General features: G+C 33.3%; 20 protein-coding genes and 3 tRNA genes. 3 read left to right on the forward strand and 20 right to left on the reverse strand.

The features are described from left to right. Positions 1–25 precede the first annotated feature (25 nt). Complete coding sequence (locus IAI10_RS19680) at positions 26–919, forward strand: cation diffusion facilitator family transporter (RefSeq protein ID WP_315675017.1); 894 nt, start codon at positions 26–28, stop codon at positions 917–919. 27 nt (positions 920–946) lie between these two features. Here IAI10_RS19680 and IAI10_RS19685 read toward each other — a convergent pair whose 3' ends face one another. The 8 genes from IAI10_RS19685 to IAI10_RS19720 all read right to left on the reverse strand — a co-directional run bounded on the left by IAI10_RS19685 (position 947) and on the right by IAI10_RS19720 (position 16,530). Beyond that, positions 947–2,011, reverse strand: coding sequence for a glycosyl hydrolase family 8 (locus IAI10_RS19685; RefSeq protein ID WP_315675018.1), 1,065 nt, complete (start codon positions 2,009–2,011; stop codon positions 947–949). A 38-nt stretch (positions 2,012–2,049) separates the two neighbouring features. Beyond that, positions 2,050–3,252 carry an alginate O-acetyltransferase AlgX-related protein gene (locus IAI10_RS19690; RefSeq protein ID WP_315675019.1) on the reverse strand — a complete coding sequence of 401 codons (1,203 nt, stop codon included), beginning with the start codon at positions 3,250–3,252 and terminating at the stop codon, positions 2,050–2,052. Between the two features lie 13 nt (positions 3,253–3,265). After that, positions 3,266–4,687 (reverse strand): MBOAT family protein, encoded by a 1,422-nt coding sequence (locus tag IAI10_RS19695; RefSeq protein WP_315675020.1) that lies wholly within the window; start codon positions 4,685–4,687, stop codon positions 3,266–3,268. 29 nt (positions 4,688–4,716) lie between these two features. Further along, complete coding sequence (locus tag IAI10_RS19700) at positions 4,717–5,802, reverse strand: hypothetical protein (protein WP_315675021.1); 1,086 nt, start codon at positions 5,800–5,802, stop codon at positions 4,717–4,719. Next, entirely contained in the window at positions 5,774–8,041 is a 2,268-nt protein-coding gene (locus IAI10_RS19705; protein ID WP_315675022.1) for a glycosyltransferase, read from the reverse strand. The genes IAI10_RS19700 and IAI10_RS19705 overlap by 29 nt, the downstream gene beginning before the upstream one ends. 191 nt (positions 8,042–8,232) lie before the next feature. Next, a complete protein-coding gene (gene addA / locus IAI10_RS19710) occupies positions 8,233–12,015 on the reverse strand; it encodes a helicase-exonuclease AddAB subunit AddA (RefSeq protein WP_315675023.1) in 3,783 nt (1,260 codons plus the stop codon). After that, positions 12,005–15,466: a helicase-exonuclease AddAB subunit AddB gene (gene addB / locus IAI10_RS19715; RefSeq protein WP_315675024.1), complete on the reverse strand. Its 3,462-nt coding sequence runs from the start codon at positions 15,464–15,466 to the stop codon at positions 12,005–12,007. The genes addA and addB overlap by 11 nt, the downstream gene beginning before the upstream one ends. Positions 15,467–15,558: 92 nt before the next feature. Continuing rightward, positions 15,559–16,530 (reverse strand): hypothetical protein, encoded by a 972-nt coding sequence (locus tag IAI10_RS19720; RefSeq protein WP_315675025.1) that lies wholly within the window; start codon positions 16,528–16,530, stop codon positions 15,559–15,561. A gap of 151 nt (positions 16,531–16,681) precedes the next feature. Here IAI10_RS19720 and IAI10_RS19725 point away from each other — a divergent pair, with 151 nt between their 5' ends. Beyond that, positions 16,682–17,575, forward strand: a complete 894-nt coding sequence (locus IAI10_RS19725) for a hypothetical protein (RefSeq protein WP_315675026.1) — start codon at positions 16,682–16,684, stop codon at positions 17,573–17,575. A 43-nt stretch (positions 17,576–17,618) separates the two neighbouring features. Here IAI10_RS19725 and IAI10_RS19730 read toward each other — a convergent pair whose 3' ends face one another. The 5 genes from IAI10_RS19730 to IAI10_RS19750 all read right to left on the reverse strand — a co-directional run bounded on the left by IAI10_RS19730 (position 17,619) and on the right by IAI10_RS19750 (position 21,510). Further along, complete coding sequence (locus IAI10_RS19730) at positions 17,619–17,822, reverse strand: DUF350 domain-containing protein (protein ID WP_315675027.1); 204 nt, start codon at positions 17,820–17,822, stop codon at positions 17,619–17,621. Between the two features lie 111 nt (positions 17,823–17,933). Further along, positions 17,934–20,387 carry a glutathionylspermidine synthase family protein gene (locus IAI10_RS19735; RefSeq protein ID WP_315675028.1) on the reverse strand — a complete coding sequence of 818 codons (2,454 nt, stop codon included), beginning with the start codon at positions 20,385–20,387 and terminating at the stop codon, positions 17,934–17,936. Between the two features lie 6 nt (positions 20,388–20,393). Beyond that, entirely contained in the window at positions 20,394–20,681 is a 288-nt protein-coding gene (locus IAI10_RS19740; protein ID WP_315675029.1) for a hypothetical protein, read from the reverse strand. A 2-nt stretch (positions 20,682–20,683) separates the two neighbouring features. Next, positions 20,684–21,322 (reverse strand): hypothetical protein, encoded by a 639-nt coding sequence (locus IAI10_RS19745; RefSeq protein ID WP_315675030.1) that lies wholly within the window; start codon positions 21,320–21,322, stop codon positions 20,684–20,686. Continuing rightward, complete coding sequence (locus IAI10_RS19750) at positions 21,319–21,510, reverse strand: hypothetical protein (protein WP_315675031.1); 192 nt, start codon at positions 21,508–21,510, stop codon at positions 21,319–21,321. The genes IAI10_RS19745 and IAI10_RS19750 overlap by 4 nt, the downstream gene beginning before the upstream one ends. A 198-nt stretch (positions 21,511–21,708) precedes the next feature. Between IAI10_RS19750 and IAI10_RS19755 the strand changes: the two genes are divergently transcribed. Beyond that, entirely contained in the window at positions 21,709–23,277 is a 1,569-nt protein-coding gene (locus tag IAI10_RS19755; protein ID WP_315675032.1) for a P-loop ATPase, Sll1717 family, read from the forward strand. Positions 23,278–23,515: 238 nt separating this feature from the next. On the opposite strand, the gene IAI10_RS19760 is transcribed toward IAI10_RS19755, so the two are convergent. The 7 genes from IAI10_RS19760 to IAI10_RS19790 form a co-directional block, all read right to left on the reverse strand. Further along, a tRNA-Ser gene (locus IAI10_RS19760) sits at positions 23,516–23,606 on the reverse strand. A 34-nt stretch (positions 23,607–23,640) separates the two neighbouring features. Then, a tRNA-Ser gene (locus IAI10_RS19765) sits at positions 23,641–23,731 on the reverse strand. A gap of 180 nt (positions 23,732–23,911) precedes the next feature. Then, positions 23,912–24,169 carry a DUF1667 domain-containing protein gene (locus IAI10_RS19770; protein WP_315675033.1) on the reverse strand — a complete coding sequence of 86 codons (258 nt, stop codon included), beginning with the start codon at positions 24,167–24,169 and terminating at the stop codon, positions 23,912–23,914. Positions 24,170–24,181: 12 nt separating this feature from the next. Next, positions 24,182–25,576 (reverse strand): FAD-dependent oxidoreductase, encoded by a 1,395-nt coding sequence (locus IAI10_RS19775; protein ID WP_315675034.1) that lies wholly within the window; start codon positions 25,574–25,576, stop codon positions 24,182–24,184. Between the two features lie 22 nt (positions 25,577–25,598). Then, entirely contained in the window at positions 25,599–26,114 is a 516-nt protein-coding gene (locus tag IAI10_RS19780; protein WP_315675035.1) for a transcription repressor NadR, read from the reverse strand. A gap of 29 nt (positions 26,115–26,143) precedes the next feature. Further along, a complete protein-coding gene (locus tag IAI10_RS19785; protein WP_315675036.1) occupies positions 26,144–26,656 on the reverse strand; it encodes an HDIG domain-containing metalloprotein in 513 nt (170 codons plus the stop codon). Between the two features lie 131 nt (positions 26,657–26,787). Beyond that, positions 26,788–26,863, reverse strand: a tRNA-Ala gene (locus IAI10_RS19790). Positions 26,864–26,898 lie beyond the last annotated feature (35 nt).

Genomic DNA, 26,898 nt, shown 5'->3' on the forward strand with positions numbered 1-26,898 from the left:
TAAATAATTAATAGGAGGTAATTATTTGAATAGCAAAACAAAAACTGCTAGGCTTTCTATATTATCTAATTCAAGTCTCATAATAATGAAATTAATAGTGGGATTTCTATCAGGCTCCGTTAGTATAATTTCTGAAGCTATTCATTCTTCTATGGATCTTCTGGCTGCTGTAATAGCCTTTTTTTCAGTAATTATATCTGACAAGCCAGCGGATAAGGATCATCCTTATGGCCATGGAAAGGTAGAGAATATATCTGGTGTGATAGAGGCACTTTTAATCTTCATAGCTTCTATTATTATAATATATAAAGCCGTGGAAAAATTAATAAACCCTAGCAAAATAGAATCTGTTGGTTTAGGTTTTATTGTAATGTTTATATCAGCTCTTGTTAATTACATAGTTTCTAGGAAACTATATAAAATTGCAAAACAAGAGGAATCCATAGCTCTTGAAGCTGATGCTCTTCACCTTAAGGCAGATGTGCTTACTTCTTTCAGCGTTGGATTAGGACTTCTTTTAATTTATATTACAAAGCTGAATTTTTTAGATCCAATTGTGGCAATAGGTGTGGCTGTTTTCATATTGAGGGAAGCCTGCGAGCTTTTAAAAACTGCTTTTCAGCCTCTTCTAGACGTTAAGCTTTCTGATGTTGAAATAACGAAAGTACGTCAGGCTATAGAAGGCCACAATATGGTCTATTGCAATTATCATGAGCTAAAAACCAGAAGAAGCGGGAGTAAAAAATATATAGATCTTCATCTTGTGGTTCCAAGGGATATGTCCGTAGAAAAAGCTCACCATATATGTGATGATATAGAAAATGATATAGAAACTTCTCTGAAAAATTCTGATGTGATGATACATGTGGAGTCCTGCAATAAGAATTGCTCCTGCAGTGAATGTAAAGTTCACGCTTAAGCTAACAAAATAGCCCAAAACACTGGGCTATTTTATTTTTCCGCTGATAATAAGAAAGGTCCAAAGCTTTAGCGAGCTTCCATAATAGCTTTTATCATCACTGGCTTTAAGCTTATCTATCAATTGTTTACTAAAGCTTGCTTCATAGTTTATTAAACTAGAAGCAGCGTAAGAGGCCAAATAAGAGGTATTAATGTAGTTTTGTCTCGCCTTTCCATCCCTGCTGTATTCCGCTGTCAGCTTATCTATGCCTATGCTTTTCAAAAACTCTTCTTGTCTTTGCAAGATATCTTTAGTTCCAGAATCCTTGCTTGCTTCATAGAAGCTTATAAGCCTTAATGGAACTCTCAAGGCTTCGTAGCCATATATGTTATCTTTCTGTTCTATAGTTCCATCTTCGTTTATCCAATCAGGTAAAAATCCAGTATTCTTATCCATGTTCTTTTCCAATAAGTCCATATTTGCTTTAATTATCTTCTGCCAAAAGCTTTTATCCTGACCCTGCAGCTTTTGAAAATCTAGGTAATATAGAGGTGCTGCATAGGAAGGATTAAAAGGTCTGTTGCTTCCCCATTTATCTCCAGGCAGCAATACATATTCTGAGGAAATATCATTTTTCTTTACAGCCTCTACCATTGCTTTAGCAGCATTATCATAATCACTATTATTCCACTTCTTAGCTGCAAGCAGCAGTGAATAGGCTATATCCTCATCTGCGTCCGAGGCAGAACCTTCTCCTATTATTTTACCACTAGCAGCTATCTGCCAATTCATAAGCCCGTTATCATCTAAATATTTTTCAGTATAGTTCCACAGCTTTTGAAATAAATTATAATCTCCCATAGCTGAAGCAAAAAGCATTCCATAGCCCATACCTTCGCTTACGGTGATATTATTACGCTGAGGGTCTACTACTCTGCTCATGTTTTCAGCTGTATCCTCAACGAAATTTTTCTTCCAATATTCATAGTAATTATCCGTATAGGTTTTATCCTTTACATCAGTTTTACTTTTTAAAGCCTGAAAAATCGCAGCGGCAATTATGATGAGCATAATAAATAAAACAACTAATTTATACGCTTTTCTTTTCAAATTATCAGCACCCCACCCTCCTATTATTAATATCTGTTTTAAAATTTAAAGAAATCTTCTGTTAAATCCTGAGGATAAAAGGATACAAATACAAAATCCGTCTTCACGCTGTTTATATAGTCCGTTATATTTCTTGTATAGTATCTTGGGTCTACCATATAAATATCAGAGCAAACTGTGGAAAGAAAGGCTGCCAATGCCACGGTATAAGAATCTTTTACAAACAATATCTTCGGACCCTTTGGCATATTTTTATTTACCACATGCACTATACCTTGATTTCCAAACAAATAAGAAGAATATTTATCTGCTTCCAAAGCATAGGTTCCCTTCTGAGTCCTAAAAGGAGATACAGTAATAAGCGCTTCTTCAAATCTGCCGCTCAAGGTAGTTTCCTGCTTTCCAGTATTAGAATAATATGTGTAATCAGTACTGTACTTAGGATATATTAGAGTAAAATCATCTACTCCCGAGTAAGTTATTCCCGTCTTTCTTCCCATGGAACCTACATAACAATTCGGATAGGTTATAAAATTATAGTTATCTTTATTCGTATAAAAATTCATATTTGATATATTGGCTCCATATTGATTTTTCAAAGTGTTAGCCAATTGCCCAAATTCCCAGAAGGCTGTTTTGGTATTCCAATGATGATCCGTCTTAAAAAACATATCCTCTAGTGCTATACCGCTTTTATCTAAATTTTTTCTTAAATCTATGGTATCTATATTATTTTTCTTAAGCAGATCCAAAAATGTATCTGCGGTCTCATTGGCATAATCGTAAGGGATACCGTAAGGCAGCTTTGTGTATCCTTTATAGTATTTGTCAGGAGGCATAACATATGCAAATTTTGTTTTTTTATCCTTAAGATTCTTCTTTAGGGTCTCTGTTCTTTTAACCAACTCATATACCGGATTAGGCTTTTGCGCAAAGAAAGTATAATGCAACACTCCATTTTTATCTTTGACTACCTCAAAATTAGATTCCTCATTTTTATCCATTAGCTTTTGAATATATCCATATAACTCTATAGATTTATATTTTCCATAGGTACTATCCGTCATTGCATTCTCAGCAGCATTTATATCATCGCTTAATTTCTGTGTCTTTTTTTCTTGAGTTTTTACTGCATCAATTATAGGTTTATAGGTGCTTTTTAAGTTCTGAAAAGCCAATATAAAAATCATTGCCATAATGATAACAGAGGTTACAAATTTTTTAATAAAAAGTCTATTCATACCTTATCCTCCCTCAGAACTTAAAATAAATGAAGGGATTATAGCTTCCTTTTACAATGTAGGACATGCATACCAAGAACAGTCCCACAATGGCAAAAGGGTATAATCCATCTAAAACTCTGTATCCAAAAGCTTTATCTACGATGAATTTATTGGTCTTTCTTGCAATCGGTGTGGATAAAACTATTGCCGCAATAATAAAAATCAGATTTTCCTTTATAAACATGAAAGTGTAAGGACTCCAAAAGCCATTATGCCTGAATCCAAACATAGAAGCTATATAATTCCCTGCTTCCAAAATATTATTTGCTCTAAATATAACCCAGCCCAAATTTATGACAAACAAAGCATATATGTGTCTATATACAGCAGGTATCTCAAGTTCATCAAAGGAAATGAGCTTTTCAAAAGCTATAAAAATAAAATTTAAAAATCCCCATATTATAAAAGTCCATTCGGCTCCATGCCATACTCCAGTGGATACCCAAACTATAAATAGGTTTCTTATAAGCTTATCCTTGTTTTTAACTCTGGAACCGCCTAAAGGAAAATATAGATAGTCCTTGAACCATAAACTTAAAGATATATGCCACCTTCTCCAAAACTCAGTTATGGATTTTGATATGTAGGGATAATTGAAATTCTCTTCAAACTTGAAACCAAACATAAGTCCTATGCCTATAGCCATATCAGAGTAACCTGAAAAATCAAAATATATCTGCAGGGTATAAGCTATAGCTCCAAGCCATGCTAGAGTAACCGTCACTGCACTATTTGAATTCATTTGAAAAATTCTGTCTACAATTACAGCCATGCTGTTTGATATAAGAAGCTTTTTTCCCATACCGGTTACAAACCTGCAAGTTCCAACAGAAAATTTCTGCCAGGTGATTTTTTCTTTCTTGATCTGATTTTTTATATCCTCATATCTAGAAATAGGTCCGGCCAAAAGCTCAGGAAACAGTGCTATGTATAAGCCTACATAAAGTGGATTTTTTTCTGCCTTGGACTTTCCTCTATATATATCTGCAAGATAAGATACAGCTTTAAAAGTAAAAAATGAAATTCCTATAGGAAGAGCTATATTAGGAATAGCTATTTGATGGCTTTGCAGCTGATTTAGATTTCTTACAACAAAGGCTAAATATTTAAATATAAAAAGAGAACCCAAATTACCTGCAGTGCCTAATATCAAAAAATACTTACTATACTTTTTCTTGCTTTTAAAATAAAAAATGAGATGGCCTAGCACATAGTTAAAAATTATAGAACCCACCATAAGCAGTACATAGGAAGGTTCGCCCCAAGCATAAAATGCCAAGCTTAATAAAAGTAAGGCAATATTTTGTAAGGTCTTAGAAAAAAAAGTTCCGTAATATAAAATTAGAGCTATGGGAAGGAAATATAATATGAATACCACGCTTGAAAACAGCATTCTTTCACCTCTTTTCTGAAATTCGTAGATTATTTAACTCTTTTCCAAATTATATACAAATATAAAAATATAACAGCTAACACCAAGGCTCCTATTCTAATTGAATTTATAAAAGCAGCTGACATAATTAATGGGTATATTCCGCTTAAAAGATTTTTTACCTCACCCGGAGCTGGAATGCTCTTACTTGTACCATCTACCTCCTTGGCACTAAGAGTCCAGGATTTAAATAGCTGTATTTCTTTTTCTACTGCTAAATTTCCGTAAACAGCCTCTATTTTTATCTTTCCTTCTTTAGCATTAGTGGTTAATGTGAGTTTTCCATCCTTACTGATATAAACTCCTGAAGCATTATCCTCTAGCCTATAATTAACCTGTTCATTATTTAGTGAAGATTTATATAGGGCTATTGACTCCCCTTGAACTGGTATCTGAACTCTGTCTTCTCCCTGTATATAAAAATTTAAATTTCCGTAGCCAACAAGAGGATCATTTTTAGAAATAAGAGAAAAATCCCTTAAAACAACCTGCTTTTCTTTATTTTCCTCTGTGGTTATACCAATTCCCCAAGCGGCTATATCCGAAAAAGAATACGGCTTATCATCCCCGATTTTGCTTTTTAAGCTATCTAGAGGCACATAAATCATTCCTTGAAAGCCCTTAGCTATATTTATAGTTCCATAGCTAGGTGCTGTTTTTTCAATTAATTCTTCATTTTCTTTTTTTATTAAAACAGTCTTATCCGAAGTCACCGACAAATAGGTACCATCTTTTTTAACTACTAAAAAGTTAAATTTTAAATCTCCATCAGAGTTATTTTTAATATTAAAGGCAGCCATACCAAAATTACCCCAGTTGTAGCTTCCCTTACTATATAAATTTGCTGTGTAATAACCCTTATTTAAATTCTCTGAATCAACCTTCAGATCTATAGAATTATTATTTACAGTATATTTTAGTTGTGCACCATTACTATCAACATACATATTTTCAGCTTTTAAACTCATATTATCCTGGCTTTCAAAAGCAAAAGTTATAAAAGTATTACCAAAAAACAAGAATGTTACGCAGAATATCATTACTCTTTTATAAAAAGTCCATTTCATTGATTTCATCTAAGGCTTCCTCCTTTTTAGCTTTAGACTTCTTCAATAGTTTCTCATTGTACTGGTCAATCCATTCATTTAATGTATTTTTTACACTTTTGTCCTTAGCTATTTCTTTATAATTATTAATCTTATATAAATATAACTGTGAATTCTGCACCTTTTCTAAGCTGCCAATTATTTGCCTGTCATTATTTATATTCAGAGTTATAGTTTCTTTTAGTTTACTTCCGTCTATAGAATCTAGCGCCATGTATTCATAATTGAAAGACTTTAATACAACCTCTCCACTTTCCTCTGAGCTTAATTCCTTATCCAAGTCTATGCGTGGTAATTTTCTCTTAAAAAGCATAAGCTTTTTATTTCTAGTTAGAAGATTTACCCTTATATCATCAAATATGCTGCTATTTTCGTCTAAATTGTAAGGTAGTGATGGAACTCTGTCATAGGTTATATTTAATAGCTGCTTAAAATTCTCCTTATCAATCTCTGTTATCTGAAAAGCGTATTTCCACTGTTTACTAAGCCTTGCTACATGCACAATTTTTGCTTCAAATACAGAGGAATATCTTTCCGTATTTACTCTAATTTTCACTGTTTCATCATAAGGCATATACTTTGGAAAATTAAGCTTAACGGCTAAACCGCCTTCTGATACATCTATGGTTTCACATTTTACTTCTTCATTAGCATAAAAAATACTGCAAGGAACCTGAGCTAAAACTCTTTCTGTTTTTCTAAAGGATTTTCTTCCCAGCATAAAGAATATAGACATCAAAATATTATAAAAATTGGCTACCAGCCAGAATAAAACAACACTATAAGTAGCAGAATTAGTATCAAAAATCATTCTCACACAATTTGCAATTCCTATCACTGACAAAACTCCAAAAAGCATATGTGGTATAGCTTTTATCAGCCTATATTTGGTGTCATCTATTTGCCCATTATCCTTTCTCGTAACCAAAAAATTATTTTGAGATATTCCGAAGGTCTCTAGTATTATAGGTACTATAAGAAATGGAAATAAAATAGTTTCATATATGTTAGTCCATTTGGTAGTCCTTATATTATTAGACAGCTTTTTAAGCTCCATATTGCTCAAATAATACATAGGAAGCCAGAACATAAGAACCTGAGGTAAATCACAATTAACAACTACAATTCCAAACACTGCAAATAAAATAGGTGCCATAATATACACAAATCTTTTAATTCCTGAATACCAGTAAGAAATAGCTGACATATAGCTAAGCTTTTGGCTGAAGCTTAAACCTTTCCTAAAAAGTATATTTAATCTTCTTCCTGTCTGTATGCAGCCTCTTGCCCACCTCTGACGCTGTTTTATAAGGCTCATCAGATCAGAAGGCGCCATTCCTGATGCGTGAACCTCTCCTATTGCAAAACATTTATAGCCTTTACTTTGGATTATTAATCCTGTAGCAAAATCCTCTGTGATAGCCTTTGTATAATATCCACCTGCATCCTCAAGAGCTTTTCTTGCTATAACAGTATTGGTGCCGCCATATATAATTGAGTTATTTTTGTTTTTAGAGATTTGAACATCTCTATAAAAATAATCCTGCTCGTTTGGAATCCTCTCCTCAGAAAAAAGATAGTACTGAAATAAATCCGTATTATAAAAGCTTTGAGGAGTCTGAACAAATCCAACTTTTTCACTGCCTATGAAATATGGAACGGTAGACATTAAAAAATCATGCATAGGAATCATATCTGCATCAAAATTTGCAATTAATGAAGAGCTTGAATTAGCAAGTGCATTATTGAGGTTTCCTGCCTTTGCGCCTGCTCTCTCTTGACGAGTTATATAATTTATGTTCATTTCCTCTGCCAGCTTTTTCATTTCTTCTCTGTTACCGTCATCGCACAAATATATATGAACCTTTTTCTTATCAGGATACTCCATATTTTTGCACCCATTTATGGTTTTAAAAAGCAGTTCCTTAGATTCATTATAAGTAGTAATAAAAACATCTATATCTGGGAATAAATTTTTATCATCAATCATGGGAAGCTTCGGATGTTGTATGTCATACATGTTGTAATAGTGAACCGCAGCTTCAAACATGCCTATAATTTCCACGGCCAAAAGAGTAATTGCAGCAACAATAGATATGATTCCTGATTTTGTAGGAATGGTGAAAAAAATTCTCCATATTAAATAAATAATATTTGCTATAACAGTAGCTGCCATCAATAAATAATTTCTTATTTTCTTGAATTTCATAAATTCACCTCTTTTTGCCAATGATAATAATTAATAAGCATTGATTATTATGCCATATTTCTTATTATTCTATAGCATTTTATCAACAATTTCTAACAAAATTCTAATAAATTTGTTTTAATAACAAAAAAACACTCAAAATTTGAGTGTTTTCCTATGTATTCACATTTTTTATTTAAATATATTTAATTTTATTCTTCCATATCTATAGCTTGATCATTATAAAAAAGATAAAGATATTTATCCTTAATCTTTTTTCCTGTAATTTTTTCTAAGGTCTCACTATAATATTTTATCTGGACTGTATATCTCTCCTTTATAGGTTCCGTTCCATCTTCCCCCACGTAATCTGTCTTATAGTCCAGAAGTACTATGCCATCCTCTTCTTCAAAATAGCAATCTATTACTCCCTGAAGTCTTACCATTTCCTTATCATAAATCTCTTTTGGAAGGCTCTCATTTACTGTAGTAGCAGGAATTTCAACATAGAAAGGCACTTCTCTTCTTAAGGTTCTGCCATCCTCATAGGCTTTAAGCATTCTTATTCCTAAATCGCTTTTGAAAAACTTATAGATTTTATATGGGTTCACTGCAGAAGCTTCTTTCTCTGTTATAAAGGCTTTTTCCACCATAAGCCTTATTTGCTGGTGAATCTCTTCAGAGCTTTGTATTTTACTTAAATCTACATGCTGCATTACAAAATGTGTTATAGTTCCTCTTTCTGATGGAGAAAGTCCTTTTTCCTCTTTCAGAAAATCCGGCTTTTTAACTTCCTGAGTTTTATATAAGCTTACCACCATGCCATCCTCCAAATCTTCCATAGCAGCTCTTTTAAGCTCAGATACACTGACGTTTGCGGATATCTTTGAAGCATCTATATATTTATATTTGAAGCTTAATCTTCTTTCTATCTCTTTTTCATATCTGCTTTCTAAGCTTTCTTCGAATAAATTATCCCCAGCCTCCAGACTTTCCTCCACAGCTTCATTTTTTTTATCCACAAGCACATCTTTTTTGCTCCATAGCTTTACCTCCCAGCAAGATGCATCCTCTACTGCAGCTACATATTTTTCAGCAGCCTTTCTTATGGCTTCTCCATCCCTATGCCTTACTACAGCGGTGGCAATCCAATCCAAAAAGCTCTTTCCCTTAAGCACTTGGTAATCCGGAACCTTTAAAGAGTCTGAGCTTGCAAGGCTGCACCATCTTTTAACAGAAGCTTCTATGTTACCAACAGAACCAGTGATTATCAGCTTTTCTTTAGCTCTTGTGAAGGCAACATAAAGAATTCTCATTTCCTCTGAAAGATTCTCCAGCTTAAATTTTTTCTTCATGGCTATCTTTTTAATGGTTGGAAAAGTAAGCCTCTTCTCATAATCCACGTAATCAGGACCATAACCTAGCTCCTCATGAAATAATATCCTTCTGTTTAAATCCATAAGGTTAAACTGTTTTCCAGTACCAGCCAGTATCACCACGGGAAATTCAAGGCCTTTGCTCTTATGAATGCTCATTATTCTAACTACATCCTCATTCTCACCAAGAATCTTAGCGCTTCCAAAATCTCCGCTGCTGCTTCTAAGCCTATTTATGAAATTAATAAAATTGAAGAGTCCTCTAAAGCTTGTAGCTTCATATTGTTTAGCTCTCTGGAAAAGTATTTTTAAATTAGCCTGCCTCTGAAGGCCGTTAGCCATAGCTCCAACATAGCCATAATAGGAAGTATCTGTGTAAATATACCATATGAATTCATCCAGCGGCATATGTATATGCTTATCTCTCCACCTATTTATGCATTCTATAAAATAAATGCTTTTTTCTTTAAGATTTTCTTTATGAATTTTAATTCTATCTAGAAGGCTTACAGATATCTCAGGCTCTTCTTCAACTAAAGCCCTTATATTTTCATATATATACCTTCCCTTTGCTATGAGTCTTACATCTATAAGCTCCTCAGGAGTGAAGCCAAAAATTGGAGACCTAAGCACTGCCAGCATTGGCACATCCTGATAAGGGTTATCTATTATCTGAAGCAGAGACATCATGGTACGTATCTCCACCGTCTGAAAATACCCTGAGTTAGAATCAGCATATACTGGTATACCTTCAATATTAAGCTCCTCAGTGAATACTGGGGCCCAATTAGAGGTAGCTCTCATAAGTATAACTATATCCTTATACATTACTTTTCTATACTGCTTTATTTCCTTGTCATATACCTGAAAGACTCTGCCCTCCTCATCAGAATTCATAAGCTCCTTAATCCTTTTTGCCACCAGCCTTGCCTCTAGCTGAACATTATCCAGCTCCTGTTCATCCATAGGCATATCCAGCTCAGGAATAATTTCCTCCGTATCCTCTTCTTCCTTTTCCTCTTCTTCACTGCCGCTTCTATCCAGTATGTGAAGCTCTAAAGCCCCGCCTACTACAGAGCCTTCCTCTGGCTCTTCAAAAACGGCTCCTTGATTCAAGGCTTCTCTATCAGTGTAGTCAAGCTCTCCTACTGTTTCAGACATAAGCTGCTTAAACACATAGTTTACACCGTTTATTACCTCTAATCTGCTTCTGAAATTTTTAAACAGAAGTATCTTTTGATTAGTACCTTCTTCCTTATAATTATTATATTTATCTAGGAAAAGCTCCGGCTTTGCCTGCCTGAATCTATATATGCTCTGCTTAACATCTCCAACCATGAATACATTAGGATTAGCTTCAAATTTTCTTGAAACCATGTTTATTATAGTTTCCTGCACATTATTGCTGTCCTGATATTCATCCACCAGAACTTCCTCAAATTTATCTCTAAGAACCAGAGCTACGGAGGAAGGCTTTATTTGTTCCTCTACCTCTTCACTTAATATGGATAGGCAGAAATGCTCCAAATCATTAAAATCCAAGATTCCTCTGTCCCTTTTCTTTGAAGAATATCTCTCATCAAATTCTATTACTATATCCGAAAGTGCCTTCATTACAGGATACATGAAGCTTATAGCCTCAAGAGCCCTCTCTGGAGATACATTGAATATTTCTCCTCTTATGCTCTTAATTTTATCCTTTGCCTCATCTCTAAGCTTTTTAACCTGCTCCTGTACATCCTTATCCGCATCCTTTTTTGCTCTTTTAATAGTAGCAAAATCAGAATTTCTAAAGGCTTCATAAGCAGCTTCAAAGCCTCCCCCCAAAGAAGCTATAAGATTTTCTATTATTATCATATCTCCTCTTAAGGTTTCTAAATATGGCTCAAGCCCTGGTGAATCCTCTGCCAGCTTTATGCCCTCAGCAATATTTTCTCCGCTGCTGAAAACATCTATTTTAATGCTTTCAAGAAGAAGCTTTCCCCAAGGAGTAGAGGTTATATCCAAGCTTTCAGCCTCCTTAAACTCCTCCGCTTTTTCCTTAAGCCATCTATGAGGCCAAGGACCGCTCATAGAGAAGCTGTATAAGCTGTTTATGAGTTCAGTTAATGGAGCATCATCCTTTGAGCCTCCAAAACATTCCACAAGCCTTAGGAAACTTTCCTCTCCATCTTCATACTTATCCTCCATAAGATCCTGAAGCACTTCTTGCTTTAATAAAACCGCCTCTGTATCATCACTTATTCTAAAATTAGGATCTAAATCTATATGATGAAAATTGTTTTTTATAACATCTAGGCAAAAAGAATGCATTGTGGTTATATTAGACCTGTTTAAAAGAGTAAGCTGCCTCTGCAAAACCTTAGAATTTGGATGCACATCCAGCTCTCTTGAAATAGCATCACCTATCCTCTCCCTCATTTCTGCCGCTGCAGCATTAGTGAAGGTAACTACTAAAAGCCTATCTATGTCCACAGGATTCTCCTCAGAGGTTATTATTTTTATTATTCTTTCTACTAATACCGCTGTCTTTCCAGAACCTGCAGCTGCTGCCACCAGAAGATTTCCTCCCCTTGTATCAATAGCCTTTTGCTGCTCAGGAGTCCATTTATTCCCCATGATTTTCTTCCTCCTCCCCTTCCGCTTCCCTTGTCATAAGCTGCCACAATTCCTTATCGCTTTTCTTGTTAACATATCTGTATTTGTTATTATTCATAGAAGGATCAAACTGACATATAGCCGCGAAAGAGCAATAAGCGCAAGCAGTAAAATTCTTTTCCTTGGTAGGCTTTATATCTATATTTCCGCTTATTATATCCTCACAGAGACTAGCCAAAGTATCCCTTACATATTTTCTTAAGATGTCAAACTGCTCCATGGTTATGGTGGATGGAGTGCTTCCCAAGGTATCTCCTGCGTTCATTCTGGCAGGTATTATTAAGGAAAAGCCACTCATTTTATTATCCATATTTTTTACTACCTTAGCATCTTTAAGCAAAAGGCCGCTCATTTTAAGCTTTTTAAGAATCTCTTTCTCTATGTCTTCATCCGTCATGTCAGGTGATCCCATAATCATTGGATCATCTACCTTAAAGTATAAAACAGCTCCTGGAAGCGACTGTTTTTCTACATATTTATTAGAGTTAGTTATAAGAGCATCTAAATATACTAAAAGCTGAAGCTGAAGACCATAGTAAACCTGGGAAAGAGAGAATTTCTTAGCTCCAGATTTGTAATCCACAACTCTGAAATACACTTCTCCATCCATATCCATGGAATCTACCCTGTCTATTCTTCCTCTTAAAAGTACATCATCTCCACTTGGAAGCTTAAGCTTTATAGGAGGAAGATCCCCACCCTTTCCAAATATCAATTCATTGGCTAAAGGCTCAAAGCTGCTTCTCTTTATGTGCTCTACCATAACATTAACAGACCTTGTGAGTATCCTCTTAAGCTTGTGAGTCACATTCTTATATCTGGCAGAACTGTTTAATATAAAATTGTTCTTCATATTAAGTTCATTATCCACCAAAAGCTCCACCGTATTTTCGCACCAAGCTTTATCAATATCCTTCCACTCCATGCCTTCCAGCTTAACTGTGTCCGTAAACTTATCCAATATATTATGTATAAAGCTGCCAAAGTCAGGAGATGAGAATTCATACACCTTCCTATCTTTCGCCTCTAATCCATATTTTAGATAATAGGCAAAGGGGCACTGTGCATATTGCTCAAGCCTTGAAACACTTAAATATAGAGGGGCTCCATATAGTTTTCTTATTTTATCGCTGCTTACCTTCTCTGGCACATTGCTGTATTTAAGTCCTTCAAAGATTCTAGAAGCTTTCATCTTCCATTCCTTTTGGCTGTCGAACCAGTTGTAGGCAGCTCCCCATATTTCCTCCTGCACCTCTTCTCCATCCTGCTGCTTTCTAACCGCAGCTATAAGTCTGTTGAAAGTAGGCTCTGGAACAGATATGTGGTCCAGCTTATCTTTGCTTATGGCTAAAAGCTCACTATCTTCCTGAAGCCTGGGAAAAAGCTTCTTAAGCTTTGAAACTACTATGGAAGGTCTCAAGGTTTTTCCTTCAAAATCAGATATAGGATAGGAAAGCATCATAAACTCTGAAGCTGTAGTAAGTGTAGTATATACTAAATACTGCTCTTCAAAGGACTGAGTCTTAGTATCTGCCGCCAGCTCCACACCTTTTTCCTTCAATATATTCCTATCCTTATCCGATAGTATTCCCTCTTCTCTGGAAGCTCTAGGAAATACTCCATCATTAACTCCAATTATGTAAAGAGCCTTTACATCCTGGCTTCTTATTCTTGCTATGTCACCTATCATGACCTCATCCAAGGATACGGGTATAAGTCCCATTTCATGCTTTTCAAAGCCCACAGATATCATCTTCATAAACTTATCCAGGCTTACCTTTTCCTCTCCCATAACCTCTACTATCTGATTAAAGATTCCCATAACTATATCAGTGATTTGCTCATATTCTCTTGAAAGCTCCACTTCTCCTCTTTCTCTGAATTCATCTGACCAGCTTTCAATCTTTTCTAGGGCACCTATTTCTAGCATAAAATCATATAGAGCTATGCACATATTCCTTATGGTTCCATCACCCTTTATATTGCTTTGCAGCCTGCTTATAGGCTCCACTATCTTCTCCTTTGTATTATTTATCCTCTCTAGAATTTCACTTTCATAGATACCTACTTCATCGTTATCTTCCCCATAGTTTAACTTATAGTTCCATCTCTCTTCTTCCGTCCATCTCTTACCTTTTATGCCGTTAGCCAGCACATAATTTTCTATCAAATCTATGTCCTCTCTAGCTATGTCTGTGAGTCCTGTTTTTAAATATCTAAATACAGCTTCATAAGACCAACTTCGAGTAAATATTTCAAATATGGAGCTTATCATTATGACTAAAGGATTGGAGGTAACCTGCCTCTTCATATCCATGAAATAAGGTATACGGTATTGATTAAATATGGCAGCTATTATTCTTTCATAGCTGTTTAAATCTCTGCAAACCACTGCTATATCTCTGTACCTATAATTATTGTCTCTAACCATTTTTACGATATCCTTGGCTGCCTGCTCTATTTCCTCATAGCTGTTCTGAGCTTTATATAATCTCAGCTTTTCAGTTTCAGCTTTATAGTATTTAAATGGAAAGGAAAAGAAATGTGCTTCAAGATGCTGAAGCTCGCTGCTGATTTTATACCTAGGAGCACATTCCTTATTTAAGTCCACCGGATTATCATAGGAGATATTATTATCTGCTGCCAGCCTTAAAAGCTTCTTTTCCGTATTCTTAACTACAGAAAATACATCTGTATTATCATAGGTTCCTTCTAATCTATCGCAGCATAAAGCCACATTAACTCTTCTGCATTTTTTCATCAGTTTTTCTATAACCGCATACTGCTGAGGAGTAAAGGTAGAAAATTCATCTATCCAAATTTCAGCCCCATCAAAAATATGGCAGCTATCTATTTTTTCTGACAATAAATTCAGCTCATCCTCTCCATCCATATAATCCTTATGCAGTGCATTATCAAATACCTCATATATGTATTTTAAATCGGTGAGTTTATATTTTAATTCATCATCCTGCAAGTCGCTCATAGTGTCTCCCAGCATTTCCGGGGAAATTTTGTATCTTTTAAATTCCTTTATGGTTTCTGCAACTACGTCTATAAAACCCTGCTGCCTGCTGGCCTTGTTAAATATCTTAAGCTCATCCTTTATCTCATCTATGATGTTATATAGAAGCATGTTCTTTCCTGCTTCATCTATCCTTTTTAGGGTTACTCCTCCCACCTCATTAAAGACTCTGTGACACATTCTCTTAAAGCTCAGAACCTCAGCTTCTATGATTCCGGCGGCCCCTACAGTTCTTAGAAGATTTCTTTCAGCTTGGAAGGAATACTGCTCTGGTACAAGCATTACTAGTTTTTCTTTATCTTTTTTATCTATATGACCTTTTATATCTTCAAGACAGAAATGGCTCTTACCGCATCCCCCTCTGCCGTATATAAATCTAAGGCTCATAATGTCACCACCTATTAATTAATATCCTGCTTATAATTATAGCCTAACAAATTGTGTATATAAACAAGAGCCTAAAAAAATAGCCTACTAAATTAATAAGCTATAGTAAATTCATTTATAAACCCCGAAGCTTCATAAAAAGCTTCACTAATTTTTTTAGTTGAAAAATCGTAGTAAAATACAGCATTGCTTCTAACTATCTGCTGTGCATTCTCATCAATTATCTTAAATTCTTTATTACTTCCCAAAAAGTAAAAGCCCTTTTCCTTTGGAGAGAATAAAGCCTTTGATATTTTCAATGAATTTGTTGATTCTAAAACTACTGACTGCTGCCTTTTTTCAAAATCTATTAAATAAATTTTATAATCAAAGGGACCAAAAGAAACTGAAACTAAGGCTCTACTTCCGTCTTTAGAAACTGAGCTTCTTTTTATAAAACCCTTAATTTCAAATAATTCTTTTTCCTTTTCACCTTCTTCATTGTACTGGACTATTTTATGAGTTGGAAGCTTTGATAGGTTAGCTTCAAGCAATTCCTTTTTTGATCTCTCTATGGTATATAGCTTGTGATTAAAACTATTGTATTGAAGGTGGTATATATCTGAATCCAACTCCTCTTCATTGCATATCTTTATGCTATTTGAGGGCAACTTTAAAATAGCCAAATTGTTGTTTTTATGTTTCTTCTCTCTGCATCTTAAAAATATTTTATCTCTCCCTATATCAAATATATCTACTTTTAAATCCTTAGTGACTTTAGATATCCTTGAACTCGCTATATCAAATTTATACAATTCATTCTGTTTATCATCTCCTTTGTGAGTAAAATAAAGAGTTTTACAGTCCTTTGTTATCTTTCCACATGAATAATCATTATCAGCTTTTTTATAAATTTCCTTATATTTTTTATTAATCAAATTATATTTATAATAATGAGTAACTCTTCCCTCATTTAAAACTATTGTCATGATGCCATAAGCTTCTTCCTCTTTGATATACGAAAAACTGGTAAATATGGATAAATTAAAAATTACAATTACGGTTAATAATAAAATTCTCTTCATTCACATCTATTCCTCCCCATTTCAATTTTACATATTGTTTTCTAAAGATTAAAAAATTATGATTTTATATTCCTTGGCTATTATGGTTGTTGTAGTAAAATAACTGGGATGTTATAATTTAACTATAATTTTTTAGGAAGGAAGCTTGCTTATGGATAACTTCTATTTTGATCAAAACGCATTTCTAAGTGTTTCTAAATATGCGGACAATGTAACTAAAGATCTAAATGAATATAGAAAAGACGTTTATGCTTTTAAGGAAAATCTTAAATTAAGTCTAGCAGTTATGATAGAAGAAATGCTTCAAGAAGGTCTCAGCATAGATGATGCACTTAAAGCTACCATAGAAGAATGTGATAAAGATAAATTTCTTAAAAACCAAATTAAAGATTTAAAAAAGAAGGGTAAGCATCCAGAAAAAAAATACTTTAAAATAGCTCTCATTACCTCTATAATAGCTATTCTAATGCTTGTAGCTGGTTGTTTCCATAATTTTATTACTATAGGCTCTACCTTTTTTTCAAAATCTTATCCTATAATAAAAGATAATATAGGAACAAATAACGAATTAATAACCAGCAACATGGAAAACTCTCTTAAGAAATTTGTTGACAATAGGTGGTATGTAGAAGCAGGAGCCTTATATAGCTATGACACTTTTCATATAAACGATATTGGTACTGATTTCTCATATACTTATTCTTCAAAGCAGCAAAACATAAATAAATACTATTTTACAGAAAAAAAATCAAATTTTTTCTTCACTTATCGTACTCATCATGATTACTACACCGTATCTAATTCAGATACCACCGTGGATGCTCTTTTCAGATATAAGGTTTTTAGCTATGAATACTTCATGGTGGCTATTACTTTTTTATTGATTTACTGGATATCCTTTGGAATTGGAGCAAGCTATAATATGTCCTATGCAGGTTATCCGAAAGGCTGGATTGCTCTGGTATGGCTCTTAAATGTTTTTGGCTATATGATATTTCAATGCCGCTTTACCGAAGAAAGAAACAAGTATCCTATTATTATATAAGTAAAAAGCGGCATTACGCCGCTTTTAATATTTCCAATTATGTTTATGCTACCACATGACTTACTATCAAAGCTATTCCAAGTAACATTGCTGCAATAACTATTGCTACTGACAAATTATTTTTTTCAAGCTCCTTGTTGAAGTCTAGCGGAATAACCCAGTCAAACAATTTATAACCCACTATTAATATAACTATACCAAGAAATCCAAATAAAGCGCTTACTCCTAAATTTTTTAATAAATCCATATGTAATTCCTCTCCTTAAAAATAAATTTTGACTCTATTTTAAATAAGTGTTACTTTATAACTCTTACTTAAACTACATTTATTATAAATCCTGTATAAGGCTCAACCAATTTATTTCACATATATGGGGAAATAGTGAGCGAACCTATCCGTAACCTGGGTCCCTACTCTCGTATATATTCCTGCATATTCATCTCCCACAATAAAGGCACCAAATATGGGATACCCTATTTCTCTTTCACAGCCTAAGGCATTATAGTAATTAGAACTTATATGTGCCACATTTATTTTTTCCTGATATATATAGCCCTCTTCTGGTGCCTTATCAATTTCATGCTTAAACCTTACCCCTTCACCCTCTCTTCCAAGTAAAGGCTTTACGCAATAATCAAATTCTTTAAGCTTATCTGCTGTAAAATAGGTTTTAGGAATATACTCTTCAATTATGCATTTTTCCCTTTCATCGAAAAAGCCCTGGTTCAATAATTCATATATAAGTACAAATATGGCCTTATTTTGAGTTATTATGGTATGGGGTGGATTTATGCTTAGGGTTCCGTATTGAAAAGAATCTATAAAGCCTTTAAATTCTTCACTGCAGAACCAGTCCAGAGGATAGTATCTATATACTGCATCAAGTTTTTTACCATAAATATATACATGTCCATCCTTAACTCTGGCATCATCTATGCTTCCAATGACCATATCATAAGGTAAATCTGATACTACCTCCTTCACTATAGAAGTTGTATACCAATCCTCATAATAGGTGGAGGTTAAAAAGCCTATAGTTTTTATATCTTTTATTTTACTATAATCTGATATAATTTTCTCTATATTTTTCCTTATTTTATCTTTTAATTTTTCTGATGGATTTTTATAATCTATATTCAGCTTCTTCTTTATGATAGGTCCTAAAGCTATTTCTTCAATTAGTCCTGCTGGAGTTTCTGAATTGAACTCCAATAGCTTTAGTTTTCCGCCTTCATCTATGACAAAATCCATGCGTCCTATAGCACAAAGTACATCAGTGTATCCGCTTTTTATAAGCTTTTCTAAGCTCATATCGATACCTAATATAGGTAAAAATATGGCACTATTTTCAATGACTAAGGCTTGAGTTTTTTTTAAGATTCCTGCTATAGAATTAGCCGTATGCTTTATTTTTTCTTCCATATATTTCTGCATTATTACTGTATCCAAAGAGAAATATTCCCACATGCCAGTGTAGCCCCCAGTAAAGCCGTAGTTTATCATCGCCTCTTCATATACCTTTTTCCACAGAGCTTTTCTTCTATCAGCCTCTACCCAGGTCTTTATTGCAAAAGGCTTATCCACGGTGCCTATAGCCGTTATCCAAGTGCTATCATCGCTGGTAAGGTAATCCTCATTCCACCTTACGCAGCAGCCTGAAAATTCTCCCTCTATCATGTATATGCCAAAATTGCCGTAACATTCAAAGGGTGCTGTAGCATCAATGCTCACATACTTATAGGATATATCCTTTCTTATGCTGCAAAACTCTTGAACTATATGTAACTTAGAACTTCCATTAACATATTCTATTATCTGCTCCCATTCCTCTGAATTATAAAATAAACCTATGTATACTTCCTCACTATACCTTCCAAATACAGCTTTAATAACATATTTATCTTTATTTATAAGTAAATCCTGCTTATTTTTGTAAGAGAACATCTCCGTATAGGGTATAGCCTCTCTAACCGCCTGTAGCTCTTCATCAGTAAGCATATAAGTCTTACTTCTAGCCAGCTCCCAAAGGTATGCAAAAATACTCTTAGCCTGTCCAATTATCACTCTAGGGTCATTTACTATTACTACTTTTCCTCTATCATATAAATCCAGTATCTTCTCAATATCCTTTATTTCATAAAAAAACTCTGTAGGGTAAAGCCTGAGTATTATATCAATTTTTGATTCAAAAGCTAATACCTTTTCCTCTTTAACATATAAATTCTTAGGTCCAACAATTATGCAGCTTATTTTTTCTGTATCCAGCATATCCTTAAACAAATGTGCTAGGTTATGCTCTTCATAGTGGCAAGGATCTATAAGTATTCCCACATTTATTTTCTCGTGCTCTGAAAAATAAGCTTTGACTATATCATAAAAAGAATTTTTAAATTTATCCTCAAATTCACAATTAGGGTTGTATTCTAGCTTCTGTTTACCTGTATATAGAATCTCTCTTTGGGCACAGGGCTTATCATAGTTAAATTCAGAATAAAAAATCCTTCCATCCTCTTTTATGAAACCATCATATCTCGTCCAAAATATAGGCGTTAATTCATGGCTCATAGAAAATAATTTCTCTCTATAAGGAAATTCATCTATATAATTTTTAAAATAGGCATGCTCATCATTTATACCTTTAATTATTTTAAGTACAAGTCCATGCAGAGTTTCTCCATATTCCTTAAGACTTTGAAGTTTTTCTTTTTCAATATAGTGAGGCACTGGAGAAAAAATTTCATTTTCTCTTCTTGAACTTATCATAAAGTATTCAAAGAGCAGCTTTTCAACTAGTTCTCTATGCTTTTTCATAATCTTTTAACCTGCTGAGCTTCCGCCGTGGGCTCCAGAATAACCTGAAGAACTGGAATGACCGCTAGACCAAGTTCCACCATCACTGCTTTTAGAAGAAGACCCTGAATTATAATACCATCCTCCTCCGCTTCCCCCAGTATAATTCTGCTGCTGCTCCTCATCGTCATCCTGAGGCTGCTGTTTTTGGCAGGCAGTAAGCCCTAAAGGATTTACTACAACTAAAGCTACTGCCAAAGCAATAGCAGAAGCTTTATTTGCTTTAAGAAGATTTTTAATTTTATCCCTATCCATTTTCAGACACCCATCTCCAACATATATTTTTCTATAAGGAATTTATTATCTTTTAAATAATTTAAGTAATTTAATATATCTTCTTTTTCTTTATCTACACTCACATAAACAATTTTTTTATATCCTAAGTTCTTAAGCAAACCTGCCTCAGGAAGCACTTCATCTGATACCTCATACTGATTGTTAAAACCCTTTAAGTAAGCTTCCTCTTCAAACTCTCTATATCTATAGTAATCTAAAATAAAAGCATATCCTTTTGGATCTATCTCTTTTAATTTATTACCGCATACCACTAATGCATTTACAAAATCCTTAGAACCCACTAAACCATAATCATGCAGCAGCATGTTAAAAGTCAAAATAGGCTTTATAGCTAAATTATTATTTATAAAATAAGCTAGCTTTATTGCTTCACTATCTGGAAAATCTAATAAGAAAATAGTTTCTTTTTCATCATATTTCTTCAAAATGCTGCATACTTTATAATAAAGCTCAGAGCTAATATTACTTTCATCTAACTGAAATTCCTTATAATGTTTAGCGGTAGCAAATACACTTGTTCTTACATAGCACTCAAAATAACCTGCATTGCTAAGCCATTTGTGATATAGCTCTAATAAGTTAACCTGCTCTAATCTCAATAAAGGTACTCTCCTTTTTTATAGGTTATAGAGAAGATCTTGTCCAAATTAAATATTTGAGTATATCCCTCTGAATCCAATATTTCAATATATTTTTCATTTTTTTCTACCATATTACCTTTTATAACCGCATCTGGCTTTTCTCTATACCAAGAATCAAAAGAGACATAAAGATTAAATTCATTCATAGTACTACCCCTCAAAATAAATGATTATATTCCATATATATTACATCATTATTGAAGCGTTGTAAATATATTTCAATACTGATCATATTATGTTTTCGGAAAAAATTAACAGATTGTTTTTATTATTTTATTGTAAAAGCTTTTCTTTACTAATATAATTGTTATATACCAATACTTATTTTTAGGTTGGTGAATTTTATGTATGATAAGGAAAAGGTAAAACTAAACCATATTTTTATTGGCTATGCTGATGGTGAACTTGAAGCTGAAAGGTTAGATTTTGAGAACATTTTTTACAAGGATGAAGATAAATATAACCAGATAGTTAATGATCCACATAAGTTTATATTGTCAGGTAAAAAGGGCACAGGCAAAACTATTCTTTCAAAATATATAGAAAAAGTAGAAGGTCAAAAGGGAGCTCTTTGCAAAATTATAAAATTGCAGGACTTTAATTTACAAAGGCTTATGGAGCTGGGTTATAGAAATTTTGAAGATTATGAACTAACTGTTTTCTTCAAATGGACAATGTTTTATGAAATATGCAAACTTATTATAGCTAATAGATCTAGTATTTTAAACTATTCAAATATATCTTCATACGAAAAATTTAAACATTTCATTAAATATTCTAATAATATAAAAAAAATTAAAAGCATATTCAAAATAAGATATCCATCAGGCAACTATTCAAAGGTTAACTTCACTACTTCCAATGGTTTAAAGGTTAGTAATGACTTAAACAACAAAATATCTGACTTTCTGAATATAAAATCTTCTATGGAGGATTCTCGAAGCATCACATCAGTTTACCAAAAAAAGGATTATTATCAGATTCTTCAAGAGATTGAGCAGCTTATCATTCCTTGCTTAAAATATACAAGAGTAATAATCATTTATGATGACCTAGATCAAATAGACAACAGCATTCTTGACAATAAATTTTATAACAGGCTTTTGATAGCTCTTTTAGAAGCAGCTAAGGACATAAATCACGAGTTTTGTGCATCAAATTCGAAAGGCTGCAAAATTATTACTCTCATAAGGTCAGATATATTGTCCGCACTTCAGATGAACTCCAGTAATTTAAATAAGCTAACCACAGATAGTGAAGTTAAGCTCTATTGGATAGATAAATACTTTACGGTGCCAGAAAATCATTCATTAATGAATTTAGTGCTTACAAAAATTCAAAATTCTGTTCCCGAATATAGTTCCTTAAATAAGCATGATCTTTATAGCCTTCTTTTTCCTGATAGTATTGATGGAAAAACAGTTATAAATTATTTACTGGATTACAGCTTCGGCAGACCAAGGGATATTATTGCTTACTTAAATATAATAATCAACGAATATCCTAACTGTACTTTTTTCGGAGCTAATCTTTTTAAAAAATGTAATGCTAAATATTCTAAATGGTTCTACACAGAATTATTGAACGAACTTAGCAATCATCATGACTGCTCTTATACTAAAGATTCTCTAAATCTGATATCAGATTTAGGACATCAAACTTTTGATTTTTCACTTTTAGAAAAATATTTCAATCAAAATGTAAAACAGTATCCAAATATTAACGATTTAAAGGAGTGCATAAATTTTTTATACAACTTTGGAGTATTAGGCAATAGCTGGCGTACTTTTTCATCAGTACCATCAAAAAAATATAGGTACTCCTGGTCCTATATAGATGATGACTACTCTTCAGCAAATTTTAATAAAAAATTTATTGTACATTATGGATTAAAAAAAATATTTTCTCTTTAGGCTAGTCAAAAAGGAATAAAGCACCAAGATTCCTCTTGGTGCTTATTACCGGGCTCAACAGTCCCAATATACCGGGCTCATTCGTCCCACCAATCAATGAATATAATAAATTTCTATAAATCGCATTATTGCAAACATAGTAATAATATATTCATCATATCTAAAATTGTTCCCAACATTTTTAACAAAATTATCTATAGAACTAAAAAAGTTGCTGCAAAACTTGCAACAACCTTTGTGGCGGAGAAAGAGGGATTTGAACCCTCGCGCCGGTTACCCGACCTACGCCCTTAGCAGGGGCGCCTCTTCGGCCTCTTGAGTATTTCTCCAAGTCCTACTAATATACAAAACTATAAAATTAAATGGCGGAAAGATAGGGATTCGAACCCTAGGTGCGGTTGCCCGCACGCCGGTTTTCAAGACCGGTGCCTTAAACCAACTCGACCATCTTTCCACGTCTGCATCAGACAAATAATATTATAACAACGGTTGAGCATTATGTCAACAAAAAAGTTTTTAATATCTATAAAATCTTTATTTTTTTTTGTTCTGTTTTAAATCAGTGTTGATTTTTACCCTGATTTAAAACTTCCTTCAGTTCGGAAGGCTATGTTTTAAAATATTCATATTATCGTTATAATTTTTCTATAGTTTTAGTGCATATTATATCCGCACCTGTATTAAGTATATTTTTGCACACAGTCTCTCCCATTCTTATGGGAATTCCTGCATAAAGCCTTCCCAAGGCCTTTGAACATTCAAACCAAAGACTTTTTTCTATTGGCTTGCTGCTTTTTACTGGTACCACCTTTACTCCTGAACTTCCTTTTATTCTAACAGTAGAAGTAAAAATTTCTTTATTATGATTCTGTTCAATACTATATTGAATCATTTATACCACTCCTCACATACTATCAAACTCTTTGATTCTATTTAGAACTATTTTTGATTTCTTAGAGTCCATTACTATATCCATCATAGGTTTCCCTGTTTCTCTTGCCAATATCTCAATAATTTTATTTATGCAATACGCTCCCCTACACCTTCCTACTATAGCACCTGTTCTTCGTTTTACACCCTCAACAGTTCTAGCTCCTAAAGGTCTCCTTATGGAATCCACAATTTCTCCTTCTGTAACTTTGCTGCATACGCATATCATTTTTCCGTACATACTGTCCATTTTTATTACTTCATTCATTTCTTCATCAGAAAGCTCCTTAAATCTGTACAAAGGTCTCCTTCTATCATTAAAGTCTTTCTTAGCTTTACAAGGAATATTATTTGTAATAGTCTCTACAACCATTGCAGCTATGTATGGAGTCATAGTTATCTCAGCATAGCTTTTTCCAGTAATATTTATGTATCCATTCCTTATAAAACTATCATCTATAATAATATTATCCTTGTAGTAATTAGATATATAAAAACTGTCCACTTTTTTTTCTTCATTTTCTTTTAATATATATTTACTTCTTTTTACTGATTCTTTCACATCTATAGGCTCATCCGTCTTTACATATCCTACCCCATTACCTAGAGGAGATTTAGTATATATTAATTCATCCCCATTTTCCATCATGCAAAATATATTATTTGAATAAAATTCTGTATTTTCTTTATTTAACAAAAAGTAATTTAAATATTTGTACTGATGAAATCTTGAACTTTTCTGAGTATAAATACTGTAGTTATCTACTGGAGTAGTATTAACCACCATCCTGCAGGTAAATTTGTTTTTATTTGTTGTAACTCTAACTCCCCTAGATATTTTTTCTATATCTATCACTTCTTCTTCTAATTTAAAAATAACACCGTTATCAAAAGCAACCTCTGCATATGCTATAGCCAGATCATAAGGGCATATCACCCCTGTATTAGGTGAGTATAAAGCCATCTTTACATCTTCGCTAATATTGGGTTCAATCTCCCTTATTTCATATCCTTTTAAAAGTCTTACATAATCCATTCCTCTTTCTATTGCCTTTTGATACATTTGCTCAATTTTAATTTCTCCGTTTTTCCCCTCGGCAATCATTAACGAGCCTTTTCTTTGAAATGGTATGCTAAATTTATTGCTTATTTCATCAAATTTAAGATTTCCCATAAATTCTAATTTTGCCATTAAATCATCCTTGCTCTCCATACCATCATATACTATAGCGGTATTAGTAAGGGAAACATCATCTGCTATATCATAATCCTTTTCAATAAGAGCCACATTTAAACTGTACTTGGAAAGCTCATAGGCAACCGCACAGCCTATGATTCCACCACCTAATATCAAAACATCATAATCCATGTAAACCCCTCCAAATCCTTCATTAATCCCTTGCTATAAACCCCTTTTTAGTGAGCTCTTCTATTACCCTCTCTATTATTTCTGCATTTTCTGCCTCTATGGTGTGCACATGTACTCCACCAGTAAGCTCTGATATTGGCTGAGCATTATATTTATTGAACCTCTCCATAAATTTATATACATCATTCTTATTTTTAATCATTAGCATACCTTTTATTTCACCATACACGCTATGCTCTACTATAACATCAATAATAGCCGCTCCATTTTCTACAATAATATTAAGCTCATTCTCGATATCTTCCTTTTTATGATTTACTGCAATAAGCCTTGTTATTGTATTGCTTTTTAGAACAGGCATTATATATCCGTTTGGGGTTGCTATTATGGTATTTCCTTCAGCCTTTAAAATAGCGATATCCTTAACTATAACCTGTCTGGTAACTCCAATTTCTTCTGCTAAGGAACTTCCCTTTTGTGGGTCATTGGAATGTGTTAATTTATTTAAAACGTACTTTCTTCTTTCACTGGAATTCATAAAAACATCCACATCCTTTTAAAATATACCTAATTCATATTATCAAAATGCTGCAAAACTAAAATATCTTTATTCTTTACTTGATTATGCTTATGATGATTTTTTATTACATCAATCCAATATTCATCATAATTTAATTTTCTTAGTATAGGTTCACCCATAGCAGCATGATTGTAGTAAACATTTATCTTTTTTATATTGGAGTATTTTTTTATTCTATTTCTTGTTATTTTACCTAGAATAACCAATATAGATTTATCTATTATGTTTAGTCTTTTATTTATCTTACCTATATCATGCATAAGTGCTACTTTCACAATGTTTTTTTTATGATTTTTGTCATCCGTATTCTTATAAAACTCATAATAATTTTCATCAATAGCCTTAGCAATTCTTATGCAATGTTTTACTTCTCCTTTAGAAAGTCTAAAAAAATATTCTCTTTCGTCTATATTCAATTTTTCATTTATGAATTTAATATCGTCCTCTGTTATCTTGCTAAAGAAAGCCCAAAAAAACTGCTTTATTCTATATATAGCCAACTTTATATCTCCTATCATTGTATAAAAAAGCTTTTTACATATAGATTTTAACATAATTATATATTTTAAAACATATCCAAATAATAAAAAACAAAAATAAAAAGCCATGAACTAGCGTTCATGGCTTACTATGGTGGAGATTAAGGGATTCGAACCCTTGACCCCCTGCGTGCAAGGCAGGTGCTCTCCCAGCTGAGCTAAACCCCCAAATGGTGGACCTTCAGGGACTCGAACCCCGGACC

Origin of the sequence: Clostridium sp. 19966, from assembly GCF_032335695.1 — a bacterium.
Classification (GTDB): domain Bacteria; phylum Bacillota; class Clostridia; order Clostridiales; family Clostridiaceae; genus JACTOJ01.

What these genes read in the sequence shown, in the direction of transcription:
- IAI10_RS19690 (WP_315675019.1), bottom strand. Translation starts at nt 3,252, where the DNA reads ATGAATAGACTTTTTATTAAAAAATTTGTAACCTCTGTTATCATTATG.
- addA (WP_315675023.1), bottom strand. Translation starts at nt 12,015, where the DNA reads ATGGGGAATAAATGGACTCCTGAGCAGCAAAAGGCTATTGATACAAGG.
- IAI10_RS19735 (WP_315675028.1), bottom strand. Translation starts at nt 20,387, where the DNA reads ATGAAAAAGCATAGAGAACTAGTTGAAAAGCTGCTCTTTGAATACTTT.
- IAI10_RS19720 (WP_315675025.1), bottom strand. Translation starts at nt 16,530, where the DNA reads ATGAAGAGAATTTTATTATTAACCGTAATTGTAATTTTTAATTTATCC.
- IAI10_RS19770 (WP_315675033.1), bottom strand. Translation starts at nt 24,169, where the DNA reads ATGATTCAATATAGTATTGAACAGAATCATAATAAAGAAATTTTTACT.
- IAI10_RS19730 (WP_315675027.1), bottom strand. Translation starts at nt 17,822, where the DNA reads ATGGATTTATTAAAAAATTTAGGAGTAAGCGCTTTATTTGGATTTCTT.
- IAI10_RS19740 (WP_315675029.1), bottom strand. Translation starts at nt 20,681, where the DNA reads ATGGATAGGGATAAAATTAAAAATCTTCTTAAAGCAAATAAAGCTTCT.
- IAI10_RS19705 (WP_315675022.1), bottom strand. Translation starts at nt 8,041, where the DNA reads ATGAAATTCAAGAAAATAAGAAATTATTTATTGATGGCAGCTACTGTT.
- IAI10_RS19695 (WP_315675020.1), bottom strand. Translation starts at nt 4,687, where the DNA reads ATGCTGTTTTCAAGCGTGGTATTCATATTATATTTCCTTCCCATAGCT.
- IAI10_RS19725 (WP_315675026.1), top strand. Translation starts at nt 16,682, where the DNA reads ATGGATAACTTCTATTTTGATCAAAACGCATTTCTAAGTGTTTCTAAA.
- IAI10_RS19700 (WP_315675021.1), bottom strand. Translation starts at nt 5,802, where the DNA reads ATGAAATCAATGAAATGGACTTTTTATAAAAGAGTAATGATATTCTGC.
- addB (WP_315675024.1), bottom strand. Translation starts at nt 15,466, where the DNA reads ATGAGCCTTAGATTTATATACGGCAGAGGGGGATGCGGTAAGAGCCAT.
- IAI10_RS19755 (WP_315675032.1), top strand. Translation starts at nt 21,709, where the DNA reads ATGTATGATAAGGAAAAGGTAAAACTAAACCATATTTTTATTGGCTAT.
- IAI10_RS19750 (WP_315675031.1), bottom strand. Translation starts at nt 21,510, where the DNA reads ATGAATGAATTTAATCTTTATGTCTCTTTTGATTCTTGGTATAGAGAA.
- IAI10_RS19775 (WP_315675034.1), bottom strand. Translation starts at nt 25,576, where the DNA reads ATGGATTATGATGTTTTGATATTAGGTGGTGGAATCATAGGCTGTGCG.
- IAI10_RS19780 (WP_315675035.1), bottom strand. Translation starts at nt 26,114, where the DNA reads ATGAATTCCAGTGAAAGAAGAAAGTACGTTTTAAATAAATTAACACAT.